Here is a 12,802-nt window from a genome sequence, read left to right as displayed (position 1 = left end):
AAATCAGCATGGGTGCCCGGCGGCACAACTCCGCCGGCGCGCCTGTGCCTGCGAACCCGTTGGCCCAAGGAAGGAAGTCACCCGCCCACGACTCACGCGGGTTCAACTGCCGCATCGTAGGTTTGCCGCCACGAAAAGACCTTGGTGATCCAGAGCGGGTTTCGTTCGCCCGGCGCGACGCGGTAGTGGAAGCTAGATTCTTGCCACACTCCATCCAGGTAGCTGATGGCGACAACCGTTTCTTCGTTCACGAAGGCGCGGATCATCATCATCGCGTCTTCCACCGACTCCTCGATGCTCAGCCCCAGGAACGGGCCAAGGTGCGTGTGCCAGGCATCGAAGCCAAGCGTAATCTCCTCGCCGCCTGTCATCAGAAGCAGGGCCCGGCCGGTGCCGGCTTGAGGGATCTCGACTTCGAGCGTCTCATTCGCCGCACCCTGGGGCGGATCCTTCAGATACGTGAGCCATTCCGGGTACTCGTCAAACAGGGCTTTCCGGAACAGAGCCGTGAGTTCGGCGTTGAGTTCAGACATCTCAGCGTCATTCTCCTCCCACGGAGGAACAGAGTGCCCGCCAGCAGCAGCCTCGCAGCCTTCTCCGCTTCTCCTCCACAATAAACAGTAATGCCACGCGTTCTGTTTGTCTTCACAGGTGGGACCATCTCCATGCGCTTCGACCCCGCAACCGGCGGGGCGGTGCCGGCTCTCAGCGGCGAAGAGATCCTGGCCTACGATCCTGGTCTCCGCACCTTCGCCGACCTGGAAGTGATCGACTTCGGGCGCTTTCCCGGGCCGCACATGACACCGGACCGCATGTGGGCATTGTCCGAGCTGATCGCCCAGCAAATCGCCCGTCCGGAGATCGACGGCATCGTCGTCACGCACGGCACGGACACCCTGGAAGAGACCGCCTACCTGCTGGACCTGCGCCATACCAGCCCGAAGCCCGTGGCCTTTGTCGGCGCCATCCGGAACAGTTCGGAGCTCGGCTACGACGGTCCGGCGAATCTGCGCGCCGCGCAGCGCACGGTCCTCCAACCGCAGGCCCGCAATCAGGGTGTCTTCGTGGTGCTGAACCAGATGATTCACGCCGCGTCCGAGGTGACCAAAACCAGTACGCAGCAGCTGGATACGTTCCAGAGCCCGCTCTTCGGCCCGCTGGGAATGGTCGACGACGACCGCGTCCTGTTCGGGCGCCAACTGGCCATACGCCCCACCATCGCGACTCCTGCCTGGGAGACCCGCGTGGACATCGTCACCATGTATGCCGGCGCGGACAGCCGCTTCGTCGACTACGCGCGCGAACAAGGCGCCCAGGGCCTGGTGATCGAGGGAACCGGCCGAGGCAACGTACCGCCTGCCGCAGTGCCCGGCATCCAGCGGGCATTGGATGGGGGACTCCCGGTTGTCGTCGCCTCGCGCTGCGCCCACGGCAGAATCCTCGACACCTACGCCTATAGCGGAAGCGGCCACGATCTGCGCCAACGCGGAGTCCTACTGGCCGGCACCCTGAACCCGGCGAAAGCCCGCATCAAGCTCATGCTCGCGCTCGGCCGCACCCGGGACGCTGGGGAGATCCGTCGCCTGATGGAAGACGGCGCGTATTAGCAACCAGCGAATTGGCGGGTAGGCCGGCGACAGGACCTTCTTCCACGCCGCAGAGAGCCTCCAACGGGAAGGCATCCGCGAAGGCGATCCATGCCATCGTGGCACCGGCGATGCAAAACCAAGCTCTGTTGACGCTCCTCCGCCCCGCTGAAGGGTACGCTGGCGAAGGGTCGTGAGAGTGCCGGTGGGGGGCTTGTCGGCGGCTATCCGCTCATTTACATTCGCGGCTCAATTTGCGGGTTCCTTCGGTTTGGCGGCCGGCACGGTCGTGGGGACTCCATTGAAGATGCGCTGGCGTCCGTGGCCCGCTCCTTGCCAGTCGCGGTTCGCTGCGCGGTGAGGACCGTCAACGCACCCGCCTACTTGCCGCCCGCCGGCACGTGCTGCCACAGATACCGGGCCAGCAGGCCGTAGATGTGGTACGACGTACCTTCGCCTTCCGAAATCGCGTGTGACCGGTTCGGGTAGGCCATCATGTCGAACGGCTTCCCCAACTCCACCAGCCGGTTGATGAGCCGCTCCAACCCCTGATAGTGCACGTTGTCGTCGCCCGTCCCGTGGACGATCAGCAGGTTCCCCTTCAGCCCTTCGGCGAAACGGATGGGCGACCCCCGGTCGTAGCCCGCCTTGTTCGTCTGCGGCACACCCATGTAGCGTTCCTGGTAGATGGTGTCGTAGAGCTCCTGGTCGGGCACCGGCGCCACGGACATGCCCGTCTTGTAGACATCCGGCGAACGGAACATCAGGTTCAGCGTGTTCGAACCTCCGCCGCTCCAGCCCCACACGGCGGTCCGTTCGGGATCCAAGTAGCGCCGCTCGGCCATCAGGGCGCGCAACGCCGCGGTCTGGTCTTCCGACGACGCCACACCCACCTCGCCGTAGACCACCTTGCGCCAATCACGCCCCTTGGGCGCCGGCGTACCCCGGTTGTCGAAGCTCACGACGACGTAGCCCGCCTCCGCCAGCGCGCGGTGGAACATCTCGCGGCTCCCGCTCCAGGCGTCATTCACGGTGGTGCCGGCCGGCTCGCCATACACGTGCACCAGCACGGGATACTTCTTCGACGCGTCGAACCCGCGCGGCTTGATCATCCAGCCGTTCATCGCGACTCCGTTGGCGCCCTTCACCTCGAAGAACTCCGAGCGGTTCTCCAGCGTGGGCGCGACGGCCTGCCGCAACTCCGCGTTGTCCTCCAATGTGCGTACCGCCTTATGCTCGGGCAGGCTGACCAGCTCCGTCAGCGGCGGCCGGTCGAAGGAAGACCACGTATGGAACGCCCAGCGGCCGTTCGGCGCGATGGAGTAACTATGCGTGCCGGGCTGATTGGCCGGCGTCAGGCGCTCCGGCTTGCCTTGCCCGTTCAGCCGCATCCGCCACAGATAGCGCTGCGTGGCGTTGTCGGGCGAGGCGATGTAGTAGATCCACTGCTCCTGGTCATCCAGCCGCAGGAAACGCACCACGTCGGCGCCCACCGGAGTCACGGCCCGGCTCGACTGCCCATCGCGCGACACGATCCACGCCTGCCGCCAACCGCCGCGCTCGCTCAGCCACGTGAACTGCCCGCCGCCATCCACCCAGTGAAAATCGTCAACGACATCCACCCAGGCCTGGTCCTCATCCCGAAAGGCCCGCTCGGTCTTGCCCGTCGCCGCATCGGCCAGCAGCAGGTCGTTGCGGTTCTGCTGCCGGTTCAGGTGCTGCAGGGCCACCTGCTTCGAATCAGGGCTCCACTCCACGCGGGCGATGTACTGCTCGCGTGAATCGCCGGGCACATCCATCCATTTCGTTGCGCCGCCCTTGGCGGGCACCACGCCCACACGCACGGCCGAGTTCTTTGTGCCGGACTTGGGATAAGGGATGCGGATCAGCCGCGGGTATAGCCCGTCGGTGTTGTTGATCAGCGTGAACTCGCCGACGCCGGTGGTGTCGAACTGCCAGTAGGCGATCGACTTGCCATCCGGGCTCCAGCGGAAGCCGTCGCGCACGGCGAACTCTTCCTCATAGACCCAATCCGACGTGCCGTTGATCGTCGTGGCCGAACCATCCGACGTCAATTGTGTCGCCGCGCTGGTGCGCAGGTCCTCCACATAGATGTTGTTGTTGTGGACATAGGCGACGCGCCCGCCGTCGGGCGAGAACTTCGCGAACATCAACGACGACGGAGCCACGGCGCCGCCCAGCTTCCGCAGCGCTCCGCTGGCCCGCTCCCACACCCAATAGTCGCCCCGTGTATTCTGCCGCCAGACGCGCTTGGTGTTGGTAAAGATGAGCAGCCGCTGACCGTCGGCCGACCAGGTGTAGTCGCGAATCGAGAGCGGCGCGGCATCCGGAGCGGGCTTCAGGGCGGTGGCCGCCACCAGGATGCTGCGTTCCCCGGTCGCGGTGTCGTAGCGCACAATGTCCCGGGGCCCGGTCTTGCTGTCGTCCTCGCCGCCACCCCCTTCCAGCGTGGTGTAGGCGGCTCCGCTCTCCACCCAGCGGGCCTGGCGGAACGTCTTCGCGCTGAAGTCGTCCTTCAGGAAAATGCGCTTCAACTGGGCATCCAGCGCTTCCGGCAGGCGCGGTGTGATCGCCTGGCCCCAAACCGGCGCGCACGCCAACGCAACGAGAGCGGAAAATCTCATCGGGCTCCTCACTTTCCAGACGGCAAACGGATTGAAGGTTACTCCCAGTCAGACGGCTCGGAAGGAACTAATTCCAGCCAGCCCTGCGCCGGTGCGGCTTCCAGCGGCAGCCCGTCGCGCCAGAGCGACATCTGCAACTGGATCATCTCGGCGGACCGGCCGCCCATGCTCAGCAGGTCCACACTCATCTCAAAAATCTGCGAATAGGCACAGGATACTTCAGCGCCCAGGGTCCGTTTGCGCGTCGACCTGACCACGGTGCCCTTTGCGCCGTTCTCCAGCAGCGTGGCGTGGAGTTCACTCTCATGGCGAACCGACTTCACAATGACACGGACCTCCAGCCCGGCCAGCGCGCCCGGCTTCTGCTGCTCGAGATCCACACGCAGGAACAGTTTTTGCCCGTCGCTTCCATAACGGACCTCGCGCACGGCGTTGTCGCGCCCGTGCATGGCCCCCTGGCGGTGATCCGGGCTGTAGATGCCGGAGCCCATCCACTCGAAGTAAGACGAGATTTCGCCGTCGATGCGCGGGGAGATCAGGCCGCTGGGCGGCTGCTGATAGGCAGGCGTGGCGATGCGCAGGATCGTGCGCGACAGATGCTCCGGCGGCGACAGTTCCAAGGCCCGGTAAACGTGCGCCAGGTGGTCGCGGAACAACTTGTCGAACTCGGGGCGGTTCTCGGAATGGTGCTGCGGACCATACCACCAGCACCAGTCGCTGCCCTCGGCGATCAGCAACTCTTCCAGCGCCATCGCCTTGCCGGCCTCACTGAGAGCGGCGCCCTCCGGGCCGTTGACTACGCGGTCGTAGGTCTGGCGCGCATCCAGCAGATACTCCCAGGCCTGGTTGTCTTCCTCGGCGCCGATCCAGATGTCGTAGTTCGCATTGATCCACGAGCCCGGGTGGATGCGTGGCAATTCGGTGGCTGGAATCCGCTCCAGCGCTTCACTCACCGTGACGGCGGAGAGGCCGGGATCCTCCGAGATCAGCCGGTAGAGCTCTTTCAGGAAGGGCCGGCCATTGTGATCGAAGTGCTCCCACGCGTTCTCGCCGTCGAGGATGACCGGCACCATCGCGTCACGCCCCTCGTTGTGCAGCACGCGGGCATTCTCGCGGATGCGGTCCAGGAAGTGATGCGCGGCCGCGCGGGCGTCCATGCGCGAATAGACGAAGCCAATCAGGTCGCTGAGGAAGTGGTCGCGGAAGATCATCCGCATCTCGCGGCCATCCTGCTTCCAGACATAGGGCCGGTAGGTCTCGCGGACCCCGGCCAGCGAACTCAGGGTCGCGCCCAGCACGCCGTTGTCGGTGGCCATCCAGCGGACACCTTCGTCGTAGGCGAGGGCCAGCACTTCGTCGGAGACTGAGCCTTCGGACGGCCACATGCCCTGCGGGCGGAAACCGAGCTTCTCTTCGGCGTAATCGAGAGCCTTATGAACCTGCAGGCGCGCGTCGCCGGGATATTGGAAGCGCCGCGGCAGCGGCACTCCGGGGTGCGACTGCAGCGCGATGTTCGAATCGCACAGCAGCGGCAGGATGGGGTGATAGTAGGGCGTGACGGAGAGCTCCACCTGGCCCTTCAGCGCCATGCGCCGGTAAGCCGGCAGCACGTGGCCGATGATCTCCAACTGCTTGCGGCCCATCAGGGCCTGGTCTTCCAATGTGAAGTCGCGGCCTTTCTCGTTCAGTTGCCGGACCTCGGGATCGTTCTCCTGGAAGATCTCGTCGAACCAGGCCAGCTGCGACAGCACCTGCAGGTCGCGCATGCCCGGAGCGCCCAGGCTGCGCCGCAGGCGCTCCACATTGCCTTCGGCCGCGCGCCACGCATCGTAGAGCTCGCCGTAGCGGCTATAACGGTAGACCATGCGCGACGGGTTGGCCTGGAAGAAATACTTGAGGATGAACTCCTGCTCGCTGTCCGTCAGCTCCTCGGCCGGCTTGAGCGCGCGATGCAGGAACGGGTCCAGCGCCTCGCCCTTGGCGTACTCCTCGATCTGCACCATCATCGACGGCACCAGGTTGAATGTCTGGCGGATCGACGGGAACTCCTCCAGCATCTCCACCATGCCGTAGTAGTCCTTCAACGCATGCATGCGCGTCCACGGCAACTGGTATTCGCCCGTGGCCAGATCCTTGTAGAAGGGCTGGTGCATGTGCCAGACGAAGACGAGGTAGGTGTGCGGCATCGATACTTCCGAAACGGCTAGGGGTTGCGCTCTTCCAGGTTCTGCCTGGGCCCGACGGCTCCGTAGGCCGCGGTATCCGGCGACGCCAGGAAGGGAGCGCGCATCACCGGTCCGCCCGCGTCGTGCATGGTCATTGGAACCATGCCCAGTACGGCCTCAATGGAGCGCAGCACGGACATGGAGTTATACATCGTCGAATCGATGCCGCGGTTGCGCGTATAGGGCGAGATGACGAACGCCGGAGCGCGGTGCGGATCGATATGATCCGGGCCACCCTGCGTTGAGGTCTCGACCACGAAGATCACGGTGGACGCCCAGAAGCGGCTGCGGCTCACGGCCGCCACCAGTTGACCCAGCGCGGCGTCGTTGTCGGCCACGGCGGCCTTGGGCGTGGGCAGCTTCGAAGCCGAGCCGGCGGTGCGGTCGTTGTTCAAACGCAGGATCATCAACTCCGGCAGGGTGCTCGTGGTCTCCGCCTCGGCGAGATCCTTCAGGAAGACCTTGACTCGCTCGGTGTCGCGGTAGCGGGCATCGGCGCCGCGATAGGCCTTGTTGGTGGCCTGCATCAGCGAAGGCTCCTTCACGGCGGAAACCTGGACCCCACTGGCGGGCGCCGGCTCGATGTTCGTAACCGACATGCCGTAGTTGCGGACCGAGAGACGCCGTTGCATGGCGTTCGACCACAGATAGCCGGCCGGCGGCTGGGCCGCGCGTTCGCCGCCCTCCAACGCGTCCAGTTTGCGGCGGCCCGCATCGGCGCCGGGTCCCAGCAATTGCAGGAATGGCGGAGCCAGCGCGGCGGTGCTCCAACTCAAGCCCGCCGCGGCGCTGTCGCCGGTGACATAGAAGTTGTCCAGCAGCGCGTACTCTCGCGCCAGCTTGTGATGGTTCGGTGTTACGTCTTCCCCAAAGACGGCGTTGGCCGGATTGCCCTTGCCGCCGTCGACGTCGCCCAGGATCTCGTCATAGGTCCGGCCCTCTTTCAGCACGTAGATCACATGCTGGATGGGCGGCTTCACCGTCTCGTTGCGGAACAGCGCGTGGCCCATGGGCAGCGGGTTCCGGAACTCATCCTGCACGTGATAGGCGGAGGACTCGAGCGCCGTCTTGCCGTAGGCTTCCATCTGCTCGGGCGTGGGGTCGGGCATGATCGAAGCGCTGCCGCCGCCGCGCGGGGCGCGTCCGTTCAACACCAGCAGATTCCGGTCTTTCAACACGCGCGCCGAGGTGGGGTACGCACCCGTTGGGATAAGACCTTCCACCATGCCGCGTTTGCCGGCGATGGCCACCTGCGCCACGACGTTGGCGTCTGAGCAGACGATGTACAGCCTATCCTCGTCCTCGGAAAGAGCGAGCGCACTGGGCGTCATGCCGATGGGCTGGTTGTTGGGCGCCAGGGCGGCGTAGATGGAATCCACGCGGAACATGGTCTTGTTCTCAGTGACTCCGAAGACGGCCACGTTGTTCGCGCCGGCCAGGGCCACGAAGAGGCGCGATTTGAACTGTGGCGGCGCCTCGCCCTGCTCGACCTCCGGAGCCTTGTCGCGCCACACCATGTCCATGGGCTGCGGGCCAACAGGGTAGCGCGCCAGGATCTCGCCGCTGGTCGCGTTGTGATGATAAATGGAGCCGTCGCCCCAACCCGAGACGTAGAAAGAGGCGCCGTCGGAGTGGAACAGAATGCGGTAGGGGCGTTGGCCCGTCTTCCACTCCTCGATCACCATGCCGGACTGCGGGTTGATCACGAAGATCGAGTTGCGCAGCACCGCGGCGGCGTAGATGAGCCGGCCATTCGGCGAGAGCGTGACATCGCCGATCAGATCTGTCGCCTTCCGTTTGTCCTCGGGCACCAGCGCGAACTGGCGCCGCATCTCGAGCTTCGCCGTCGGGCTGATGCCGATCTCGAACACCGTGGCGGTGGAGCCGCCGCTCACATAAAAGACATCGCCCACGGGCGCGAAGCTGAGGCCCAGCCAGGCGTCGGGCAGCGCGAGGCGATCGAGTTCAGCCAGCGTGGCGGGGTCATGCAGGCTCACCGAAGGCGGCTGCGCGCCGGCCTGCAGGATGACGAGAAATTTGCCGCTGGGCGACAGTGCCGAGGCCATGGGCAGCGTCTGGAGCGGCACCTGGCGGCCCGCGGGCTTCAGCAGCCAGCCGGTGTTCAGCAGGAAGCCGCCATTCATGGTGGGGCCCACGCGGCGCGGATCACCGGTCTGCGAGATCAGCGCTCCGGCGGCGGCCAGCGCACCTGCGAACACGGCGATGCGGATGGGCATTCTCATTCGAAAAACCTCTGTGCGATGGGGAACCGGCGCCCGATGCCGAAGGCTTTTGACGTGACCCTCAAGCCGGGCGCGGCCTGCTGGCGTTTGTACTCGTTGCGGTCGACTTTGTTGACGATGTCGCGCACCAGCTCCATCGGCACGTTCTGTTCGGAGGCGATGAGCGCGGGCGGCTTCAACTCCTCGACATAGGCCTTGAGAATGCGGTCGAGCACATCGTATTCGGGCAGCGAATCGGAGTCCTTCTGGTCGGGCCGCAGTTCGGCCGAAGGCGGCTTGGTAAAGACGCTCTCCGGGATTACGGGCCCCTTGCGCCGGTTCACTTCGCGGCACAGCTCGTAGACCATCGTTTTGGGGACGTCGCTGATCACGGCCAAGCCGCCGCACATGTCGCCATAGAGCGTGCAGTAGCCTACAGCGATCTCGCTCTTGTTGCCCGTCGTCAGCACCAGCGCGCCCCACTTGTTCGAAAGCGCCATCAGCGTCAGGCCGCGGAGGCGGGCCTGGACGTTCTCTTCCGTCACGTCGCGGCGTGCGCCCTGGAAGATGGGATCGAGCGAACGCAGCACCTCGTCGTAGGCGCTGGTGATGGGCGCCATCTCGAAGCGGATGCCGAGGTTTTCGGCGAGGTCGCGGGCGTCCTTCACGCTGTGATCGGAGGAGTACGGGCCGGGCATGCCCACACCCACGACGTTCTCCTTACCCACGGCATCGGCGGCGACGCAGGCCACCAGCGTGGAGTCGATGCCGCCGCTGAGGCCCAGCAGGACTCCTTTAAAACCGCACTTGCGCAGATAGTCGCGCGTGCCCAGCACCAGGGCGTCGTAGACCGCGCTGGTCTCGCTGGGGTGCGTATCGTGGAGTTCGCCGGTGCAGCCCTCGCTTTCAAAGAGGACCATGTCTTCCTCGAACGACTTCAGCGAGGAGATCACGGCGCCGGCGGAGTCCATCGCAAAGCTGGAGCCGTCGAAGACCAGTTGATCATTGCCGCCCACCATGTTTACGTAGACGTGCGGCAGGCCGTAGCGCAGGGCCATGGCGGAGAACATCTGGCGGCGCACCGCGCGTTTGGCGGTGTCGTAGGGCGAGCCGTTGATCGAGATGACGATCTGCGCACCCTGGCGGACCAGCGCCTCGACGGGATCGTTCTTATAAAGCGGCCGCTCCCAGAACTGCTTGTCGTTCCAGGCGTCCTCACAGATGGTGAGGGCGATGCGCGTGCCGCGGAACTCAACGATTTCCTGCTTCTCGGCCGGCTGAAAATTGCGCCACTCGTCGAAGACGTCGTAGGTGGGCAGCAGCATCTTGGTCTGCCGGAAGAGGACGCGGCCGCCTTCGATGAGGGCAGCCGAGTTGGTGGCGCGGCGCGCGGAACCGGCCGGGGCACGGCCGACATAGCCGACGATGAGGCCCAGCGGCAGATGGCGTGTGGCGTCGACGAGTTCCGTCAGCGCTTCGGCGGTGCGTTCGAGAAAGGAAGGCTTCTCCACCAGATCGCGAGGCGGGTAGCCGGTGAGGGCGAGTTCCGGAAAGACAGCCAATTCGGCGCCCGCCTCGGCGGCCTGGCGGGCGAAGCGCTGGATCAGCGCCGAGTTGCCAGCAAGATCACCGACGGTGTTATTGATCTGGCAGAGAGCGATGCGCATAGGAAATGGAGGAATCTCCATTGTAGCGAGCGCTCTGGTCCTATTCGTGACGCAGCGAAGAAATGGGGTCGGTGCGGACCGCCCGGCGCGCGGGCAATAGGCAGGCGAGGGTAGCCGCAGCCAGGGCGGCGCCGCAGCCAGCCGCGTAGACCAGGGGGTTCCCGGGTTGCACACCGTAGAGCATGGAACTCAGTGCCCCGCTGAGGGCGTAGGCTCCGCCCAGCCCTAGCACCAGCCCGATCACGGCCAGCCGCAGGCCGCGCCACATGGTAAGCGAAAAGATATCCGCCGGCCGCGCGCCCAGCGCGATGCGCAGCCCGAACTCCTGCCGGCGCTGGGCGACTTCGCCGGCCAGCAGCCCGTAAATGCCTACACAAGCCAGCAGCAGGGCGGCCAGGGCGAATCCGCCGATGAGCGAAGCCCGGGTCCGCTGGCTGGCGACCGAGCGGTCGATGCCCTCGTCCATCGTCCGGATGGCCGAAGGGATGAAGGACAGATCGACAGCGTAGATCTGACCGCGGACGGCCCTCGCCAATGCCGCCGGATCCCCTTGAGCGCGCAGGGCATAGCGCGCCATGGGCCAGTAGACGGTGGACATGTCGGCATAGACCTCGGCGTCGGGGCTTTTCTCCACGTTCTTGCGGATATCGCCGACCACACCGGCCACTTCCAGCCACTTCGGGTTCTTGCGGTCGAACGTGACGTGTTGACCGATGGGATCGACACCCGCCAGGTAGCGCGCGGCAAAGGTGCGGTTGATCAGCACCTGGTCTTTGCGGGCCGGCCAGGAGCCCTGCAGCAGGGGGATGTTCATGGCCTGAAAGTAATCTCCGCCATAGGCGCGATGGCCGGCCGGAGCCGAGGCGAGGGTGGGCGGCAGGGTGCGGCCCTGGATCTGGACGGGGCCGGTCTGGGATCCGCCCTCCAGGGGCAGGCGGTCTGCAAAGCCGGCAATGCGGACGCCGGGCAGCGCGCGAAACCTTTCCAGCAGCGCGTTCTGGAAGCGGTCGATCTCCGGCTTGGCGGTGTTCCAAGGCTGTTCGACCATCACGGTGAGGACGTGATCGGGCCGGAAACCGAGGGGTGTCTGGCGCAGTTCGCGGAAGGTGATGGTCAGCAGGGCCGCGCCCACAACCAGGATGACGGACAGGCTCACCTGCACCACAACCAGCAGGCCGCGGAACCAGGAGTCGCGGCGCACGGCGGCGCCGCCGGGTCCGCCTTCCTTCAGGCCGGCGGCGAAGTTGATGCGCGAGGCGCGCCAGGCCGGAGCGAGTCCAAAGAACAGGGCGCAGGTCAGGGCCAGCAGGGCGGTGAAGGCGAGGACGCGAGCATCGAGGGAGGCGCCGGCGAGGCGCGGCAAGTCCTGGGGCAGCAGGGTTTTGAGGATATCGATACCGAACATGGCAGCCAGCAGGGACAGGCCGGCTCCGGCGACCGCGAGTAGTCCGCTTTCCAACAGGAAGAGCCTGACCAGGCCGGCGCGGCCGGCGCCCAGGGCGGCCCGGATGGAAGCTTCGCGGGCGCGTTCCCCCGCCCGGGCCAGCAGCAGGTTCGCCAGATTGACGCAGGTGAGCAGCAGGACGAATCCTGCGGCGCCCAGAAGGACCAGCAAGGGGGTTCGCGCTTCACCGGCCACTTCATCCTGGAGAAACACGACTCGGGCGTGTAGATCCTTGTCGGTGGCAGGATATTGTTGACGAAGCCGTTCCGATACAACATCTACCGTACTTTGTGCGAGTTGCAGCGATACTCCGGCCTTCAGGCGGCCAATGGTATCGAGGAAACCCGCCTGCCGGCTGGCATTCTGCACGTCAACCGGACCGGGCGCCCAGAAGTCGGCATCTTCCGGGTACTGGAGGCCGGGCGGCATCACGCCGATGATGGTGAACTGCGTACCGCTCAGTGTGATAGAGCGGTTTAGCATTTTGCGATCCGCGCTGAAGTGGCGGCGCCAGGCGGCATCGCTCAGCAGGGCGACCGGAGCGCCCAAGCCCTTGGATTCGTCGGGTGTGAACGCCCGGCCCAGGGCCGGAGTGACCGACAGCACCGGGAAGATGTCGCCGAAGGTCCGCACCAGCTGCAGGCGCACCGGGCCGCCGTTCGATTGCCAGATGCCCGTTTCACCGTAGAAGGCGGCCGCGGCCGAGAAGGCGTCCACCTGGGTGGCCCAGTCGTGCAGACGCCGCGGGTTGCCGCCTGAGCTTTCCGAGCCTTTGAACTCCTTGACCATCACCAGGCGGCCGGAGTCCGGAATGGGCAGGGGTTGGAGAAGGGCCGCGTCCACCACGCTGAAGATGGCGCTATTTACGCCGATGCCCAGAGCCAGGGAGGCAAGCGCCGTGGCGACAAACGCCGGCCGGCGCCGGAGGCCACGCGCGGCATGGCGGAGGTCCCGGAACAGCGTATCGAGCCAGTGGAACCGATGCATGTCGCGGGTCTCCTCATGGAAATGAC

The 12,802-nt window shown here is 65.7% G+C and carries 7 protein-coding genes; 1 reads left to right on the top strand and 6 read right to left on the bottom strand.

What is annotated here, in order from left to right; all coding sequences use genetic code 11:
• Positions 1 to 92 precede the first annotated feature (92 nt).
• The gene (locus IRI77_RS24925) at positions 93 to 533 is read right to left on the bottom strand and encodes a hypothetical protein (RefSeq protein ID WP_194447707.1); all 441 of its coding nucleotides are present in this window, start codon (positions 531 to 533) and stop codon (positions 93 to 95) included.
• 90 nt (positions 534 to 623) lie between these two features.
• Here IRI77_RS24925 and IRI77_RS24920 point away from each other — a divergent pair, with 90 nt between their 5' ends.
• Positions 624 to 1,607, top strand: coding sequence for an asparaginase (locus IRI77_RS24920; protein WP_194447706.1), 984 nt, complete (start codon positions 624 to 626; stop codon positions 1,605 to 1,607).
• A 359-nt stretch (positions 1,608 to 1,966) separates the two neighbouring features.
• Here the strand turns inward: IRI77_RS24920 and IRI77_RS24915 are convergent, their stop codons facing one another.
• The 5 genes from IRI77_RS24915 to IRI77_RS24895 are packed head-to-tail and all read right to left on the bottom strand — an operon-like array spanning position 1,967 to position 12,776.
• Positions 1,967 to 4,231 (bottom strand): S9 family peptidase, encoded by a 2,265-nt coding sequence (locus IRI77_RS24915; RefSeq protein WP_194447705.1) that lies wholly within the window; start codon positions 4,229 to 4,231, stop codon positions 1,967 to 1,969.
• A 38-nt stretch (positions 4,232 to 4,269) separates the two neighbouring features.
• The gene (locus IRI77_RS24910; RefSeq protein WP_194447704.1) at positions 4,270 to 6,417 is read right to left on the bottom strand and encodes a glycoside hydrolase family 57 protein; all 2,148 of its coding nucleotides are present in this window, start codon (positions 6,415 to 6,417) and stop codon (positions 4,270 to 4,272) included.
• Between the two features lie 17 nt (positions 6,418 to 6,434).
• Complete coding sequence (locus IRI77_RS24905; protein ID WP_194447703.1) at positions 6,435 to 8,699, bottom strand: bifunctional YncE family protein/alkaline phosphatase family protein; 2,265 nt, start codon at positions 8,697 to 8,699, stop codon at positions 6,435 to 6,437.
• Positions 8,696 to 10,345, bottom strand: coding sequence for an NAD+ synthase (locus IRI77_RS24900; protein ID WP_194447702.1), 1,650 nt, complete (start codon positions 10,343 to 10,345; stop codon positions 8,696 to 8,698). The genes IRI77_RS24905 and IRI77_RS24900 overlap by 4 nt, the downstream gene beginning before the upstream one ends.
• A gap of 40 nt (positions 10,346 to 10,385) precedes the next feature.
• Entirely contained in the window at positions 10,386 to 12,776 is a 2,391-nt protein-coding gene (locus IRI77_RS24895) for an ABC transporter permease (protein WP_194447701.1), read from the bottom strand.
• Positions 12,777 to 12,802: the final 26 nt, after the last annotated feature.

This window comes from Paludibaculum fermentans (assembly GCF_015277775.1).
Taxonomy (GTDB): Bacteria; Acidobacteriota; Terriglobia; order Bryobacterales; family Bryobacteraceae; genus Paludibaculum; species Paludibaculum fermentans.
The sequence above is the reverse complement of the archived record's forward strand: the minus strand, read 5'-3'. Positions and strand labels throughout refer to the sequence as shown.